This is a genomic window from Pedobacter rhodius (assembly GCF_027213645.1).
Classification (GTDB): domain Bacteria; phylum Bacteroidota; class Bacteroidia; order Sphingobacteriales; family Sphingobacteriaceae; genus Pedobacter; species Pedobacter rhodius.
Genome location: NZ_JAPWGL010000005.1, coordinates 1 through 17,405, shown reverse-complemented (window position 1 = coordinate 17,405; position 17,405 = coordinate 1). Strand labels below are relative to the sequence as shown.

Here is a 17,405-nt window from a genome sequence, read left to right as displayed (position 1 = left end):
GATGAATATACTGCTACTCTTAATAATTAAACTTTACTGGGCTATTTTTCCCAAGGACAAAAGGCGAAAATGCATATTCAGAATAAGCTGTTCTAAATATGTTTATCAAGTTACTAAAAAAGAAGGTTTACTCAAAGGACTTACAGCTTTAAAATATCGCTATCAAAATTGTAGAAATGGCTTTCACCTTTTTAAAAACCATGTGGATGATGGTATGATGATGATATTACCTGGAGGTGGGTTACTACTAGAGGGCGAGATTTCGGAAAGATTTATTAAAGTCTAAAGAGTTTTCTTCATGCTAAATTATAAGTATATCTATTCTTTAAGCTCATAACCTACTTTAAATTAAATAATAATGAAATCTCTATTCATTTTCTGCTCCGCATTCTGCTTTATTGCAGTATTTAACTTACCTACAACATATTATTCTTTTTTAAGAATAATAATTTCGACGGGTGCGATTTTAGGAATTTATAGTTTCCTTAAGTATAAAAATTATTACTGGATGATTGTTTTTACAATCATACTGCTTTTTTTCAACCCTTTATTTCCAATTTATCTGCATAGAAAAAGCGTTTGGATTCCAATGGATATTGTCGTGGGATTACTCTTTCTGCTTCTTGCATTTTTAAAGATAAAAAAGGAAATAAAGAAAGATATGGCGACAACTTCAGCTATACCAAAAACCTATACCCGAGATCGAATCATTTCAACTAAAACTAAGAACTAAATTATATGGAAACCATAATTAATATTGAGTTACAGAGTCATTTCCTGAGACTTTATCAAATAGCCTGTTCAGACAACAATTTCGATGTGCTTGAAATGAAGCAGCTATACAAATTTGCAGAACAAAGAGGCATAAGTACAGAACACCTGGATAATATCTTAACTAATCCGGTCGATAAGATGGAAGTTCCTAATGCCATAGAAAAAAGAATTGAATACTTATATGATTTAGCGATAATGATTTGGGCGGATAAGGAGGTAACAACAGATGAATACAATTTACTTAAAAAATACTGTGAAACATTTGAATTTTTACCCGAAAATATAATTGGAATATGTGATTATCTGATCGACTGTGCTAAAAAAGAAAAACAACTTCAAGAAGTATTGAACTCAATTAACTAAAAGTTATGGAAATTAGAAAATTATTTATCACTAAAAATAGTGAAGAACCTAAAAGTTTTGTTCCTGAAATTGAAGAACAGACCGAACAGAAGATTAGAATTACCTACTACCAGAGTGGCTATGGAGCAGCCTTAAAGGCAATGGGTGCTCCAATAAATTTTAGAGCATGCTTGGAAAATGTTTATGGTAGCTTTGAACAACAATGTCGCGAACAGGAAATCCAGCAAGTTAAATTAAAACAGCCATATATAGATGAGAAAATAAGAAAGCAAAGCGAATTGAAAAATACGGAGGCTGCAATTTCAATTTTTGAAGAAAAAAAACAACTGCTTATAGATAAAATAAATACAACAAAAAATGAAGCTGAAGATGTAAATCATCACCCCGAAAGATATGGTGTCGAAACGTCCAAACGTCCTAGGGCACAATTTTACATTGGCCTTCTACTTCTTATCCCAATAACCTTATATTTATTTGTCTTTTACATTTCAGCAACCTATTCTGCTTTTTTTAAAGATTTTTCTAACGATAGCCTTACTGCAGCCATTTTTGATGCCCAGGCATTTAATAATGCATTAGCTGCAGGTTTACTCGAAGCGATTTTAATTTTCACAATTCCATCGGTTTTTTTGGGTTTGGGTTATGTTATTCACATGGTTCAAAAGGGTAAAGGAATCAAAAATATTTTTAGAATGATAGCTCTATTTATCGTTACATTTTTATTTGATGGTTTACTAGCTTATCAGATTGAAAAGAAAATTTATGACTTCAATAAAACACCTGACTCTTTACCTTATAATCTTAAAATAGCATTGGGCGAGTCTGAGTTTTGGATGATTATTTTCGCAGGATTTGTCGTGTATATCATATGGGGGTTAGTTTTTGATATTACAATGAAAGAGCACGAAAATATTGATAGAATAAAGGGTTATATCAAATCCAAAATGGAAGAAATAAAATTATTGGAAAATACTAAGAATGAAATTATAGAGGAAATTAATAACCTAAAGAAAAAGATTGTTGAGATAACTGGCAAGATTGCAGAATTACAATCTGTAATTGACGGCTTTGTATTAAACCTTAAACAATATCTTTTATATCATTATCAATATAAAGAAGGGTGGTTTCAAGCCGTAGCATCAGAAATTGCTCTGCCACAACAGAGACAAAATGAAATCCTAGAACAATGTGAAAGTATAGCTCATGAGCACCTCAAAAAGCTTAATCTAATTGACCCGGATTTTCAAAATGTGGTTTACTCTAAAATATCCTAAATTATGAACTTTAAATTCAAACTTCTGACATTCTATATAGTTGTTACCCTTTTTGCCGGATGCAGCGAAAATAAAAAAGAAAGCAACATAAACGCTACAACTAATAATCAGGTAAACAGCAAAAAAGAAAATTTAAATATCAGTATTTTATTAGATCTTTCAGATCGAATTGACCCAATAAAAAATTCCAACCCGTCCATGGAATTTTATACTAGAGATTTAGGATATATCGAATCCATTAGCAAAGGATTTGAAGCCCACTTAAGAGCAAAACCAATAAGACAAGACAATGATCAGATTCAAATTTATTTCGAGCCAGAACCTTTAAATCCAGCAATAAACAACCTAGCTGAGAAACTTAAATTATCTTTCACAAAAGACAACACCACAAAAGAAAATATTTTAAAAATTTCGTCGCAGTACATTTCAGCTTCTAGCGAGATATATAAACTTGCAATTAAAGATAAAAAATATTTAGGATCAGATATTTGGGGATTTTTCAAGAATAAAGTTAACGATTATTGCATTAAACCAAATCGCAGAAATATTCTGTTTATCTTAACAGATGGCTATATGTTTCATCAGGATTCCAAATTTAAACAAGGAAACAAAAGTTCTTACATTACGCCTGAATTTATAAAATCATTAAAGCTGAATAGTCCGAATTATAAAGAATTGATGCAAAAAAAAGGTTATGGTTTTATTAAAGCGAATGGCAATTTAAATAATCTGGAAGTATTTGTTTTAGGAATTAATCCAGCTAAGAAAAATCCTTTTGAAAGAGATGTAATCAGCGAATATTGGAATAATTGGCTTAAAGAAATGAATGTCAAAAACAATGTTATAAAGCTAGCAGATTTACCTTCAAATTTGGATCAGGTTATTCAAAAATATATCAATCCCTAATATAAAAGCATCTTTTCATATTCAAAACCCGCTCATAAACTTAAATTAACTATGAAAACCCTCTCCCTATTAATCTTTTTTTTAACAACCACAACCTGCAAAGAAAACACAACAGTTTACATCTGCAACAACGGCAAAACTAAAAAATACCACTTAACATCCGATTGCCGCGGTTTGAGCAATTGCTCGTATAAAATTATAAAAAGCACAATCGATAAAGCCAAAAACGACGGTAAAACATTATGTGGTTACGAAAAGTAAATGCGCTGGTTTTATTGCTAACGCTTCAGGCATGCCATATTCCGCCGGGTGAAAGCAAGCCGGCATACAAAAGCCATCTTAATTTTACTGCCAAAGTAATCCGGATTATCGATGGCGATACCATGGAAATATTATACCAGGATCATCCCGTTAAGATACGTTTAGCACATATCGATTGCCCGGAGAAAAGGGCCGCTCAGCCTTTTGGCAATAATGCTAAAGAAGCCTTATCTGATTTGTGTTTCGGGCAAATGGTTGACGTTAAAGTGGAGAAATACGACCGCTACAAAAGGTTAATAGCAATCGTTGTGAATGGCAAGAGACAAATCGTAAACCAGGAAATGATAAAGCAAGGTATGGCCTGGCATTTTAAAAAATATTCTTCTGATGGGGTATATGCGAAGCTGGAAATAATTGCCAGAGAAAAAAAAGTAGGTTTATGGCATGATGCAAACCCTATACCGCCCTGGGAATGGCGAAATTAAAAATAACCTACTGCTACTTGCCGGTTAAATCATCTCGTTAGGTGATCCTTATCATCTCTTTTCGCTTTCTATTTGTGTAACTTTAGCATAGAACTAAAATATACCATTATGTTAGGCGATTTAAATAAGGGACAGCTCATCGATTTTTTGGAGCAACAGGTTATTGGAAGATTAGGTTGTCATGCCGATGGCGAAACATACATTGTTCCAGTCAACTATGTTTACAGGGATAATGCAATTTACGGGCACTCAGGGAATGGCAAAAAAATAAACATGATGCGGGCTAATCCCAAGGTCTGTTTTCAGGTTGATGAAATCTTCGATACGTTCAGGTGGAAGAGCGCCATACTTCAGGGAAATTTTAGTGAACTGGCTGGCGAAGAAAGGCAACAGGTTATGCAGAGTATAATCCACAAAATAATGCCCTTAACGAATAGGCCATCGGAGGAACCTTCACATGGTATAAGCCAGGCAGAGCATACTAATATTATTGTGTACAAAATCGAATTGACAGCAGCTAGTGGTAAATATGAATCACATGATATTGAAGCGTAGTGCTGGTATTTATTTATCTAAAACAAGAATCTGCCGTCTGTTTGTATTTGTTCATTGCCGCAAAGACTAAAATTTTTTAATGTATGATTTTTAAATGGTGTTCAGGTTGGCTTAGCTCAAATTAACAAAACCGAGCTTTTTGCGGGCTCATGAATGCCTTTTCTATTCGTCTATGCTCGCGCCTGCCTCCCATAGGCAAAATGAAATTAAGTTAAGAAAAAATGAATATAAATGACGTTGCTATTCCACATTCCCCTCTTTCAGAGGGGTGCCCGCAGGGCGGGGTGTTTTATTTGTCCTGACCGGACAGGCTTTTTTGTTTTTCAGAGAAGTTTATATTTTTATTGGTCTTCAAGCTTGCTTCGCAGGTTTGGCAACAAAAGAAACAAAACCGAGCATTTTGCGAGCTCATTAATACAATTAAAAACAATGATAACTAATTAATAATTGCCGGCTGAAAATTATTCATAAGTATTTATTGTTTTAATAGGTATTCATGAGGGCTACGCCGTTTTTGTATTTAAGGTTGTGCTTTGGCTTGGATAGTGCATCCCCAAAAATTTGTTAGGCCGGTTTAAAGCGGAACGGTGAAACAGTGCTTTGGCCTTATAAACGTAAACATACATAGTTCATAATTTGATGTATTTCAATAGTTAAAAAATAACGCCAATGGTAGAAGTTAGAGTTTTTCAAATACATCTGAGGGTTGACGACAGATTTGTAAACGCAAAACACTTATTTTCAGATAAATAAGATATCTGTCATTGATAGAGCTAAATTATATTATAAAAATGAATATAAATGACAGAAAAATTTATGAAAATCAAACCCTCTAAATCCCGTCATTCGATAGCTATCGGATTCGGGCGGAGTGCAGCGAAGCCGAGAAATCTGTTTAAATAGATCTCTCCCTGCATTCGGCAGGCGGGCATTTTTCTAAATGAATAGACAAAATTTAAACAGTTTAATCTTTTCTGCTGTTAACCTTCAATAAATTAATATTAACGTTAATTTAGCGGTGATATGAACAAAAAAAAGGAAAAATCCGTTTCCGGAGATTTGGCTGTTAACATTTGCTGGTTGCGCCGCGATTTGCGTTTAGAAGACAATGCAGCACTTTACCACGCATTAAAAAGTGAAAACCCTGTTTTACCGCTATTTATTTTCGATAAAAACATTCTCGATAAATTACCGAAAGATGATGCCCGGGTAACTTTTATATATGAAACGCTGGAAAATATTAAGAAGGAGCTTCAGGAAAAAGGTTCAGATTTGCTGATAAAGTATGGCAAGCCTGAAGAGGTCTGGCCGGAGGTATTGAAAGCATATGATGTTGCGGCAGTGTATACCAATCACGATTATGAGCCTTACGCCCGTGAACGGGATGATGATATGTTCGAGTTTTTAACCAGCGAAAAAATCGCTTTTAAAACGTATAAGGATCAGGTTATTTTTGAAAAAGGTGAAATACTTAAAGCCGATAAAACCCCATACACGGTTTTTACGCCTTTCTATAAACAATGGCATGCAAAACTGAATGATTTTTATACGAAACCTTATCCCACAAAAAAATATTTCAGAAATCTGTTTCAGACCAAAAAGCTTAGCATTCCGACTTTTAAAGAAATGGGCTTTGAGAAAAGTGAAATGAAATTTCCGAAACTGAGCTACAAAAGCAAGCTCGGCGATTATGCAAAAGAACGGGATTACCCGGCTTTAGACGGCACAACCCACATTGGTTTACATTTGCGCTTTGGCACATTAAGCATTCGCAAAGCTGTGCAGGATGCTGTTGACGCTAAATCAAATGTGTGGCTGTCGGAACTGGCCTGGCGTGAATTTTACATGATGATCCTATGGCACTTTCCTTATGCCGCTTTCGATTCATTTAAAAAGCAATATGATAAAATCAAGTGGCGCAATGATGAAGCGGAATTTAAAGCCTGGCGCGAAGGCAATACCGGTTATCCTCTGGTGGATGCAGGTATGCGGCAAATGAATGAAACCGGCTGGATGCATAACCGCGTACGGATGGTTGTGGCCAGCTTTTTATCAAAGCATCTGTTAATCGACTGGCGCTGGGGCGAGGCTTACTTTGCCGAAAAACTACTGGATTATGAAATGGCAAGTAATGTTGGTGGCTGGCAGTGGGCCGCAGGCTCCGGAAATGATGCCGCTCCATATTTCAGGGTTTTTAATCCTGAACTGCAAACCAAACGTTTCGACCCGAAATTTGAATACATTAAAAAATGGGTACCTGAATTTGGCACAAAAAAATATGCCCAACCTATCGTTGAGCATACTTTTGCAAGGGAAAGGGTATTAAAAGTTTTTAAGGAAGCACTTAATTCGTAACGCTTACAATTTCGATGTCGAAATCAAGTACGGCGTTGGAAGGTATTGCAACTGCACCGCCGGTACTTCCTGATGTGCCATAAGCTAAGTCAGAGGGGATAAACATCCTGAATTTTGCGCCTGCAGTATATTTTTTAACAATACTTTTCCATCCCTCTACATAGATACTCGCAAAAGTGGTAGAAAAAGTTCCATCTGTAGATGAATCGAAAACAGTACCATCCAGTAGTCTACCGGTATACTTGTAAACAACTGTACTCGATTCATTAATTGCGTCAACTCCGGTTCCCTGCGTTGTCGTAATGTAATAAACCCTTGAAGCATCCTTTATAGCGGTAGCGGTTAATCCTTTAGCAGCTAAATATGTCTGGATTTTAGCATCGTCCCATTGCCATTGTTTACGATAGGTTGATGTGGTAATATAGGTGTCGATTATTGCATTTGAAGGCACATTTAACGTCGCATTTCCATTTTTCCCATACGCTAAACGTGATGGAACCAACAGTCTTACTTTTCCGCCAAACTTTAAGCCTCTTAATCCTGTTTTCCAGGCATCGTTAAATTTACCGGCGAGGTAACCAAAATAGGTACCCTCATTTCCATTTACAGATGTAGAATAAAAAGTTGTTGCATCGGTAATCGACTTCTCTTCATAGCTAAACAAAACCGAATCCCGGTTTGCAATTACACTTCCACTGCCTGCATCAAGCACCTGATAATAAACGCCAAGCGAATCGCGTGTCATTTTGCCGGTCAGATTATTTGCTTTGATATACGCCTGAATCGCAGCTTCATCAACAGTTTCTATAGAATCGTATTCCTTTTTACAAGATGTAAATAATACAATAGCCAATAAAAAAATTGACAGGCTAAGTTTTGTAAGGTTCTTCATTAATTATTGTACGTTTATTAATTGTATTGTAAAATCTAAAACCGAATTCGCAGGTACAGGTCCGGTTGCCTGGCTTCCATAAGCTAAATCAGACGGAATCAATAACCTGATTTCGCCTCCCTTTTGTATAAGTGGAATTCCGATTCTCCAACCTTCTATGAGTTGATTAAGCAAAAAAGTATTTTCTTGTCCTCCACCATTATCAATTACAGTTCCGTCTAATAATCTGCCTTCATACTTGATGGTGATTTTAGTACCTGCAGGATAAGTAAAGGAACCTACACCCTGTTTTATAATTTGATAATATAGACCGGATGAATGCTTAACCGCACTAATGTTATTCTTTTTAATAAATTCAGAGATTTGTTTTTCAGCATTTTCATCCTTTTTACAGGAAACAAATCCTATAGAGATAAGTAAAATGCTACAGAAAACAAATTTTATAAATTTATTACCCATTTAGTTAGGCGTATTATTAAGTGTTACTGTAAAATCAAGGACAGAATTTGCCGGTATAGAACCCTGTGTGGTATTTCCATAACCAAAATAAGAAGGCACAAAAAACCTGATTTGTCCACCCTTTTGTATTTTTGGTATGGCAACTTGCCATCCGGGTATTAAATTACCTAAAACAAATGTGCGAAGCGTTCCATTAGAAGCATCAAATACAGTCCCATTTAAAAGCTTACCTGCGTAATCAACAGTTATACTACTTGCAGTAGTATAGGTGTGGCTTCCACTACCTGGCACAATAATCTGATAAAATACCCCACTACCTTCATCTTTAAGTACCGGAATATTATTTAACTTTACAAATGCCCTTATTGCAGTTGTATCAGCTTTAAATTGAGGAACCGGGTCGTAAACTTCTCCAACATCTAGTTTTTTACAGGCAGTAAAACATCCTGCGATGTAAACCAACAATAAAAAATGCCTAATCTTAACCATAGTCTGCAAAAATAAGCTTTTAATACCGTTGCTACAATTTTTAACCAATTTTAACAAATAGGTAAAAGCAAAAAGACCAAAGCTGAAAGACTAAAGCAAACTTTAAACAAATAAAATTAGGTTTTACCCTATTATTCGCTTTAGGTTTTGGTCTTTCAGCTTTGGTCTTTAACCTTTCTGCTTTTTAAACCTTAAAAAATATACTTGTTCGCCTCAATCAGTTGCTGTGCAACTCTTTGGCGGGCATCTTTAACATTAAAAGGTTCTACTTTAGTAAAACGGCGCAAGCCAACCAGCATCATGCGCTGCTCATCGCCTTCGGCAAATGCCCAAAGTGCTTCTTTACCTGCTTTGGCAATCCCGTCAACCGCTTCTACCATGTAAATTTTCAATAAATCCAATTGTCCGGCACAAGCTTCTTCCCCGCGGGTACTTACTAATTTCTCGGTTCTTAACAAGGCCGATTCTAACACATACACGTAACCTGCCATATCCGCGATGTTCATTAAAATTTCCTGTTCCTTGCTTAAGGTCATCATTAGTTTTTGAACCGCAGCACCTGCAACCATTAAGGTGGCTTTTTTCAGGTTGGCTAAAACTTTTTTCTCTGCCGCAAATAAGGTTGTATCTTCTTCGCCAAAATCAGGGATGCTCATTAATTCAGCGGCAACAGCTGTGGCCGGTGTCATTAAATCCAGTTCACCTTTCATGGCACGCTTCAACATCATATCTACCGTTAACAAACGATTAATTTCGTTCGTTCCTTCGAAAATCTTGTTAATACGGGCATCACGATAAGCCCTATCCATTGGCGCATCAGCACTAAAACCCATTCCACCGTAAATCTGAACACCTTCATCTACCGTATAGTCCAACGCTTCAGAACCCCACACTTTTAAGATGGCGCATTCAACAGCGAATTGTTCAACAGATTTTAACCTCGCTTTTCCGGATTCCATTCCACCGGCAACCAAAGCATCGTAAGTATCATCGATATTTTGTCCGGCTCTGTAATTCGCAGCATCAACCGCATACAATTTAGAGGCAATTTCTGCGATTTTGAAACGGATGGCGCCATATTTCGAAATCGGGCGACCAAACTGGCTGCGTTCATTCGAATAGTTAATTGCTGTACTCAATGTTGCTTTTGAGGCACCAATTGCCGCAGCAGATAGTTTAATACGGCCGATATTTAAAATGTTCACCGCAATCTTGAAACCATTTTCACGGTCGCTCAACATATTCTCAACCGGTACCGGGCAATCGTTAAAGAAAACCTGACGGGTTGAAGAACCTTTAATACCCATTTTATGTTCTTCCGGGTTCATGGTGATGCCACCGAAATCTTTCTCTACAATAAAAGCAGTTAAGTTTTTATCATCGTCTATTTTAGCGAAAACGATAAAAATATCGGCAAAACCACCATTGGTAATCCACATTTTTTGCCCGTTGATGATATAGTGTTTACCATCATCGCTCAACTTTGCCTTCGTTTTTCCGGAATTTGCATCCGAACCGGAGTTTGGTTCTGTTAAGCAGTAAGCCGCTTTCCATTCACCTGAACCCAACTTCGGAATGTATTTTGCTTTTTGTGCTTCGTTACCATAATAGAGGATTGGCAAAGTACCGATTCCGGTGTGTGCCGAAAGTGCCACCGCAAATGAATGACCGGCGCCAACTACATCAGCAACCAGCATCGAGGTGTTGAAGTTCTTACCGAACCCACCGTATTCTTCCGGAACCGAAACCCCAAGGATACCCAGTTCGCCGGCTTTGGTTAAAAGCGTCGGCATTAATTCAGGGTCTTCCTGTTTATCAATTTTATCTAAGTTTGGATAAACTTCAGCCTCCAGAAAATCGCGACAGGTTTGTGCAATCATTTGTTGCTCTTCATCAAATTCTTCAGGGATAAATACATCCTGATACGCCGTTTCTTTAATTAAGAATTCGCCGCCTTTAATTGTTTTTTTTTCAGTTGTTTCCATTTTTATAGTATCTAGTAGCGAGTATCAAGTATCAAGACTGGGCTCAAAACTTGAATCAACATTTAGTATTCAGTAGCGAGTATCAAGTATCAAGACTGGGCTCAAAACTTGAATCGCCAGGTTTAGTATTTAGTAGCAAGTATCGAGTATCAAGACTGAGCTCAAAACTTGAATCAACATTTAGTATTCAGTAGCGAGTATCAAGTATCAAGACTGGGCTCAAAACTTGAATCGCCAGGTTTAGTATTTAGTAGCAAGTATCGAGTATCAAGACTGAGCTCAAAACTTGAATCAACATTTAGTATTCAGTAGCGGGTATTAAGTATCAAGACTGGGCTCAAAACTTGAATCACCAGGGTTTAGTATTCAGTATCGAGTATCAAGAAAGAGTTCTCCAATCTTGATACTTATATCTTGATACTTGATACTTAAATCTTGATACTTAAATCTTAATACTCCTGTCCAAAGCATAAACCATTTTTTGTATTTCCATTGTTTTCTCAATTAAGTTAGCTGATAACTCATTATCCAGCAATTCCAGTCGGTTCGAAATAATCAATTGTGCCTCTAACTCAAAAGCCGAACCCTGGCTTATATTCAAAAAGTATTTGAATTGAGCACTACTTCCTCTTCCTGAGCCTTCGGCTATGTTAGAAGATATCGATACTGAACATCTTTTCATTTGCGAAACCAAGCCATACTTTTCATCATTTGGTAAACGTGAAGTTGCTTTATAAACTTCAACTGCCAAGTCAATTGATTTTTGTCAGACTTTCAAATCTTTAAAATTGTGCATGTTTTAATAATATTAAGATTAGAGTAAATATTTGGGATGAATTTTTATAGGGATGATTACTTCCTATCGCTATTCAATCTTGATACCCGATACTCATATCTTGATACTAATTACAAAAATTCAAAAATCCCGGCTGCGCCCTGACCTGTGCCTACACACATCGTTACCATGCCATATTTTTTATTTTGTCTTTTCAACTCATTCATCATTTGAACGGAAAGTTTTGCACCTGTACAACCCAGCGGATGACCTAACGCAATTGCACCGCCGTTTACGTTTATGATATCCGGATTTAAATCAAGGGTTCTGATGATTGCTAAAGATTGTGATGCAAAAGCTTCATTCAATTCAATTAAATCAATATCATCCTGTTTTAAGCCGGCTTGTTTTAATGCTTTCGGAATCGCCTCAATCGGGCCGATACCCATAATTCTAGGCGGAACACCGGCAACACCATAACTCACTAATCTGGCAATTGGCGCTGCATTCAATTCTTTCATTTTCTTTTCAGAAACGACTAAAACAAATGCCGCACCATCAGAAGTCTGCGATGAATTTCCTGCGGTTACACTTCCAACGGCGTCGAAAACGGGTTTCAATTTTGCCAATTTCTCTAAAGTTGTATCTGCGCGTGGGCCTTCGTCTGTATCAACTACATAAGACCGGGTTTTCTTTTTCAGGTTTTCATCCAGGTAGTTTTCGTTTACCGTAATTGGCAAAACGCCATCTTTCAAATGACCGTTTTTTATGGCATGAATGGCTTTTTCATGAGATTTTAAAGAAAAGGCATCTTGGTCCTCGCGACTCACATTGTATTCTTTGGCAACAGCTTCGGCCGTTAAACCCATGCCCCAATACCAGTCCGGATTGTTTTTAGCAACTTCAGCATTCGGAACCAGTTTCCATCCGCCGAAAGGCATTCCGCTCATCACCTCCACGCCGCCTGCAATGATACAATCAGCCATTCCAGCTTTAATTTTGGCTACTGCCGTGGCAATGGTATCTAAGCCCGATGCACAATAACGGTTTACCGTAACACCCGGAACTTTATCGGTATCGAGGCCCATCAGCGAAATCATACGGGCAATATTTAAACCTTGTTCGGCCTCCGGGGTAGCGTTACCCACAATTACATCATCTATTTGTTCTTTATCTAAATTCGGAACCGATGCCACTAAAGCGCGAATCACTTCTGCAGCCAAATCATCAGCCCTCGTAAAACGGAATACGCCCCGGGGCGCCTTGCCCACTGCTGTACGATATCCGGCTATTATATATGCTTCCATTTTATTTAGTATTAAGTAGCGAGTATCGAGTATCAAGACTGTGCTCAAAACTCGAATCGCCAGGTTTAGTACCTATTAGCGAGTATCAAGTCAAGACTCGAAATTGAAATCGCCCATATTTTATATCTATTTATTTTTTACTATGAATCTTGATACTTGATACTCATATCTTGATACTGACTTTTTTTAATTCCTCAACGGTTTCCCTTTCGTGATGATCGATTGAATACGCTCCAAGCTCTTCCGTTCTCCTGCAAGCGATAAAAATGCTTCTCTTTCCAAATCCAGCAAATATTGTTCACTTACTTCTGTCGGAGCAGATAAATCGCCGCCACACATCACATACCCTAATTTTTCAGAGATTTTTTTATCATGTTCGGAAATAAAATGACCTGCATACATGCTATTTGCACCGGCATAAACAATTCCTAAACCCTGCTTTCCTAATACCTTGATATCAGTTCTTTGAACCGGTTTGGTATAACCAGCTTCTGCCAGCTCAATGGCTTTAGCTTTTGCATCGGCCAGTAAACGGTTGCGGTTCATTGAAATTGAAAATTTATCTTTTTGCAAATAACCCAACTCGTAAGCTTCATAACCCGAAGTAGAAACTTTGGCCATACCGATGGTCAGGAAACGGTCTTTCAATGCATTTTGAACAATTTGATCGTCTTTGTATTCATCAGAGGCACGTAAAGCAAATTCTTTTGTTCCGCCACCACCAGGAATTACACCGACGCCAAATTCAACCAAACCCATATACGTTTCAGCAGAAAGCTGTACATGATCGGCATGTAAGCTGAACTCGCAGCCACCACCTAAGGTTAAATTATGTGGCGCCACCACAACCGGAATTGAAGAGTAACGAATGCGCATCGAAGTATTCTGGAACATACGGATGGCCATATTTAATTCATCCCATTCCTGCTCTACCGCCATCATAAAAATCATACCCACGTTTGCGCCGGCGGAAAAATTCGCACCATCATTACCAATCACCAAACCGCGATAATCCTTTTCAGCCATGTCAATCGCTTTGTTGATGCCTGAAATTACATCGCCGCCAATGGTATTCATTTTGGTATGGAACTCGACATTTAAAATGCCATCACCCAAATCGATAATCGAAACACCTGAATTTTTCCAAAGGGTTTTATTTTCCCGGATATTATCTAAAATGATGAAATCATCCGTTCCAGGTAAAGCTTTATAAGATTTTGTCGGAATATCGTAGTACTTTTTAACACCGCCTTCCACTTTGTAGAAGGCAGTATTTCCGGCATCAAGCATTTCATGAACCCAGGCCGCAGCTTTGTTTCCATATTGTTCCATTCCCTCGATTGCTTCTTTCACCCCTACGGCATCCCAAAGTTCAAACGGGCCCAATTCCCAGCCGAAACCTGCACGCATGGCATCATCGATGCGGTACAATTCATCAGAAATTTCCGGAATTCTATCCGATACATATTCAAACAACCCGAAAGAGGAATGACGAAATAATTCACCTGCCTTATCTTTTCCTTTGGCAAAAATCTTCATGCGTTCACGAAGATTTTCAACCGGTTTGGTCATCTCCAGAGTAGTCGACTTTACTTTTTGCTGCGGTTTATATGCTAAGGTTTTTAAATCCAGCGCCAGGATTTCTGTTTTCCCATCCGCTGTTTTAGTTTTTTTATAGAAGCCCTGTTTGGTTTTATCACCAAGCCATTTATTTTCTTCCATTTTTTTTACATACTCCGGAAGTTTGAACAACTCATGTGCTTTATCATCGGGGCAATTATCATAAAGTCCTTTTGCTACTTTGATCATGGTATCCAAACCCACCACGTCAGAAGTTCGGAAAGTAGCGGATTTCGGTCTGCCCAGCGCCGGACCAGTAAATTTATCGACCTCTTCAACTGTCAAATCCAGTTTTTCGACCAGATGCAGCAAAGCCATGATGGAATAAACCCCAACACGATTGGCAATAAACGCTGGCGTATCTTTACATAAAACAGTGGTTTTACCCAGAAACTTATCACCATAATGCATCAGGAAATCAACAATTTCCGGTTTGGTATATGGCGTTGGAATGATTTCCAATAACTTTAAATAACGCGGCGGATTAAAAAAGTGCGTTCCGCAGAAATGCGCTTTGAAATCTTCGCTTCTACCCTCAGCCATTAAATGAATCGGAATACCCGAAGTATTCGAAGTAATTAAAGTGCCTGGTTTGCGGAACTGCTCTACCTGCTCAAAAACTTTCTTCTTGATATCCAGATTTTCGACAACTACTTCTATCACCCAGTCAAAACCGGCAATTTTCGCCATATCATCGTCAAAGTTTCCGGTTTTAATTTTATTCAATACTTTTTTTGAATAAACTGGCGATGGATTTGTTTTAACGGCCGTTTGTAAAGCTGTATTTACAATCCGGTTCTTTACTGCCGGTTTATCTAAAGTTAATCCTTTCGCCTGCTCTTCCGGGCTCAGTTCTTTTGGGGCGATATCTAAAAGCAAAACCTCTACACCAATATTGGCGAAGTGGCATGCAATACGCGAACCCATAATGCCCGAGCCTAAAACAGCAACTTTATTAATGCTTCGTTTCATCAGAGAATATATTTAATCAACAGTATATGCTACTGTAATATCATTTAGTTTTATCAATAGATTAATAAACGTTTCCTTTTCCTTTTTCGTGAAATGCTCATCGAGGTATTCGTTGAATTTTCGAACAACACCTTTAGCCAGCTGTTTTTTTTCTTTTCCAAAATCGGTTAGAAAAACCTTTACAGAACGTTTATCCCCGGCAGCGGTTTCGCGATAAATGAGATGCTCGTGTTCCATATTATTCAGCATACGGGATAAGCTGGTTGCTTTAACGCCGAGTAATGCAGCCAGATTGGAAACGGCCGTCCCTTCCTCATCATTAATATTAATAAGCATATAACCAATTGCCTGTGTAATGCCAAAAGATGATGCCATCTGGTTATACTTATTAAACATATTTTGCCAGGCAAATTTTACGTGGTAATCTAATGTTTGCTGTTGCTTCATTTGGTTAATTTATTATGCTTGCATAGCAAAGCTAGCGAATGTATTTTGTTAATGCAAGTAGAAAATTTAAAATATTTGTTAAAAAATTCTTATAATAGATCAACACAAATGAAAACATTAATATGCTGCCAATGAAAAAAATGTTGGTGCTGATGATGCTCGCGCTACCGGGCCTACTAGCACATGCACAGGTATCTTATTTTGGAAATGAGGCATCTAACAGCGAAAAGCTAAGGGTTTTAAAAACTACAACTACGTTATTTACGCTTCAGTACAAAGATTATGCTGAACAGGAAAAGTTTAAAGAAGCGATAAAAAAAACCTGGACCATAACACCATATAAAATTATTAAGCCGGAGGAACTTGCCCGCTATGATACATTGTCTAATTATTCTTTTTTTTATTTTGATGCCTATCCCGAAAAAGCGGATACGATTACGAATGCGAATGTAGTTTATACGTTAAAGCTGGTTACCCCATCAGATAAACCAAAACAAAAAGAGGAAAGCGTTTTCGCTACAATAACCCTTTTCCCGGATGTGTATACTGAATTAACGGTTAAAAAAACTATTGATAAACCTGGTTCCAGGAAAAGCCTTAAAAGGGATATGTTAAATATGCTTTATAACAATTCGAGGTTTGTTAACTGGTCGCCCGGATTTTTAGCAGGATATCTTAAACAAATAAACGATGGATTGCTGCTGGCACAAAACCGGGAAATAGACTATCAGTTTTATAATAAAGTCAGGCTTCCGGCATTGGCAAAAGAAACACTTTATGTACCGGAGTATGTCAGAGAAATATTTTCGTCGCAATCTGCAAAATTCCCCAGAAACAACAGCATTCAGGAACCATATAATTACAAGTTAAAATTTTTACCTTTTAAAGAATTAGACAGTTTAATTTTAACTGATGATGTAAATATTAAATACCTGATTTACACGCAACGTTCTAACGATAAAATCATCAGCGTTTACGACAGCAAAGACGATAAGATTATCTATCAAAAATTCTATTTTCAGTCACCGGTTTTTGAGATGAACGATTTGATTGACATTAAGAGGACAATTAAGTCTATTAAATAAATTATTGCGCGGCCTTGAAAAGTATAAATTAAAAAGAGACTGTATCATCAATCGACTTACCATTGAATTTGTGATGTTGAGCTTTTTGAAATACCTCAGAAAGCAGTTTTTAAAATCCTTCACTTCGACTTCGCTCAGTTCAGGCTAGGCCACCATTGAGGTATGTAATGTTTAGTCAGATCGCCATCTCGATCCGATAGCTATCGGATGTAGCGTAGCGGAATGGAGAAATCTTTGAATTTGGTTTTTATGTACAAAGATTTCTCCACTGCGGTCGAATCCGATAGCTCCTATGTTTACAATTATTAATTTAGTGAATATAAAGTGAAAAGGATTGAGAGTAGACCGATGGCTAAATAACTCATGAAGTATATTGACCGATAGATACTACCTCTTTCCTT

General features: G+C 37.3%; 17 protein-coding genes. 9 read left to right on the top strand and 8 right to left on the bottom strand.

Going from position 1 to position 17,405, the window contains the following annotated elements:
- Position 1: 1 nt before the first annotated feature.
- From yidD to O0931_RS16695, 8 genes are all read left to right on the top strand, one after another.
- Entirely contained in the window at positions 2-286 is a 285-nt protein-coding gene (gene yidD / locus O0931_RS20190; RefSeq protein ID WP_428982697.1) for a membrane protein insertion efficiency factor YidD, read from the top strand.
- Positions 287-358: 72 nt separating this feature from the next.
- Positions 359-733 carry a DUF6804 family protein gene (locus O0931_RS16725; protein ID WP_269416626.1) on the top strand — a complete coding sequence of 125 codons (375 nt, stop codon included), beginning with the start codon at positions 359-361 and terminating at the stop codon, positions 731-733.
- A gap of 5 nt (positions 734-738) precedes the next feature.
- Positions 739-1,137: a hypothetical protein gene (locus O0931_RS16720; protein ID WP_269416625.1), complete on the top strand. Its 399-nt coding sequence runs from the start codon at positions 739-741 to the stop codon at positions 1,135-1,137.
- A gap of 5 nt (positions 1,138-1,142) precedes the next feature.
- The gene (locus O0931_RS16715; RefSeq protein ID WP_269416624.1) at positions 1,143-2,411 is read left to right on the top strand and encodes a PTS sugar transporter subunit IIC; all 1,269 of its coding nucleotides are present in this window, start codon (positions 1,143-1,145) and stop codon (positions 2,409-2,411) included.
- Between the two features lie 3 nt (positions 2,412-2,414).
- The gene (locus O0931_RS16710) at positions 2,415-3,317 is read left to right on the top strand and encodes a hypothetical protein (RefSeq protein WP_269416623.1); all 903 of its coding nucleotides are present in this window, start codon (positions 2,415-2,417) and stop codon (positions 3,315-3,317) included.
- 242 nt (positions 3,318-3,559) lie between these two features.
- On the top strand, positions 3,560-4,063 hold the full coding sequence (locus O0931_RS16705) for a thermonuclease family protein (protein WP_269416622.1): 504 nt from the start codon (positions 3,560-3,562) through the stop codon (positions 4,061-4,063).
- 108 nt (positions 4,064-4,171) lie between these two features.
- The gene (locus O0931_RS16700) at positions 4,172-4,618 is read left to right on the top strand and encodes a pyridoxamine 5'-phosphate oxidase family protein (RefSeq protein WP_269416621.1); all 447 of its coding nucleotides are present in this window, start codon (positions 4,172-4,174) and stop codon (positions 4,616-4,618) included.
- A gap of 1,023 nt (positions 4,619-5,641) precedes the next feature.
- Positions 5,642-6,973: a cryptochrome/photolyase family protein gene (locus O0931_RS16695; RefSeq protein ID WP_269416620.1), complete on the top strand. Its 1,332-nt coding sequence runs from the start codon at positions 5,642-5,644 to the stop codon at positions 6,971-6,973.
- On the opposite strand, the gene O0931_RS16690 is transcribed toward O0931_RS16695, so the two are convergent.
- The 8 genes from O0931_RS16690 to O0931_RS16655 all read right to left on the bottom strand — a co-directional run bounded on the left by O0931_RS16690 (position 6,963) and on the right by O0931_RS16655 (position 15,919).
- Positions 6,963-7,865 carry an FKBP-type peptidyl-prolyl cis-trans isomerase gene (locus tag O0931_RS16690; protein ID WP_269416619.1) on the bottom strand — a complete coding sequence of 301 codons (903 nt, stop codon included), beginning with the start codon at positions 7,863-7,865 and terminating at the stop codon, positions 6,963-6,965. The two genes, O0931_RS16695 and O0931_RS16690, sit on opposite strands and share 11 nt — an antisense overlap.
- A 3-nt stretch (positions 7,866-7,868) precedes the next feature.
- Entirely contained in the window at positions 7,869-8,324 is a 456-nt protein-coding gene (locus tag O0931_RS16685) for an FKBP-type peptidyl-prolyl cis-trans isomerase (RefSeq protein ID WP_269416618.1), read from the bottom strand.
- On the bottom strand, positions 8,325-8,813 hold the full coding sequence (locus tag O0931_RS16680) for an FKBP-type peptidyl-prolyl cis-trans isomerase (protein WP_269416617.1): 489 nt from the start codon (positions 8,811-8,813) through the stop codon (positions 8,325-8,327).
- Between the two features lie 191 nt (positions 8,814-9,004).
- Complete coding sequence (locus O0931_RS16675; RefSeq protein ID WP_269416616.1) at positions 9,005-10,798, bottom strand: acyl-CoA dehydrogenase family protein; 1,794 nt, start codon at positions 10,796-10,798, stop codon at positions 9,005-9,007.
- 442 nt (positions 10,799-11,240) lie between these two features.
- Positions 11,241-11,555 carry a four helix bundle protein gene (locus tag O0931_RS16670; RefSeq protein WP_331283635.1) on the bottom strand — a complete coding sequence of 105 codons (315 nt, stop codon included), beginning with the start codon at positions 11,553-11,555 and terminating at the stop codon, positions 11,241-11,243.
- A gap of 149 nt (positions 11,556-11,704) precedes the next feature.
- A complete protein-coding gene (locus tag O0931_RS16665) occupies positions 11,705-12,880 on the bottom strand; it encodes an acetyl-CoA C-acyltransferase (protein ID WP_269416614.1) in 1,176 nt (391 codons plus the stop codon).
- Between the two features lie 186 nt (positions 12,881-13,066).
- Positions 13,067-15,472, bottom strand: coding sequence for a 3-hydroxyacyl-CoA dehydrogenase/enoyl-CoA hydratase family protein (locus O0931_RS16660; RefSeq protein WP_269416613.1), 2,406 nt, complete (start codon positions 15,470-15,472; stop codon positions 13,067-13,069).
- A 12-nt stretch (positions 15,473-15,484) separates the two neighbouring features.
- Positions 15,485-15,919: a MarR family winged helix-turn-helix transcriptional regulator gene (locus tag O0931_RS16655; RefSeq protein WP_269416612.1), complete on the bottom strand. Its 435-nt coding sequence runs from the start codon at positions 15,917-15,919 to the stop codon at positions 15,485-15,487.
- Between the two features lie 131 nt (positions 15,920-16,050).
- Here O0931_RS16655 and O0931_RS16650 point away from each other — a divergent pair, with 131 nt between their 5' ends.
- The gene (locus tag O0931_RS16650) at positions 16,051-17,004 is read left to right on the top strand and encodes a hypothetical protein (protein ID WP_269416611.1); all 954 of its coding nucleotides are present in this window, start codon (positions 16,051-16,053) and stop codon (positions 17,002-17,004) included.
- The last annotated feature ends 401 nt before the right edge of the window (positions 17,005-17,405 follow it).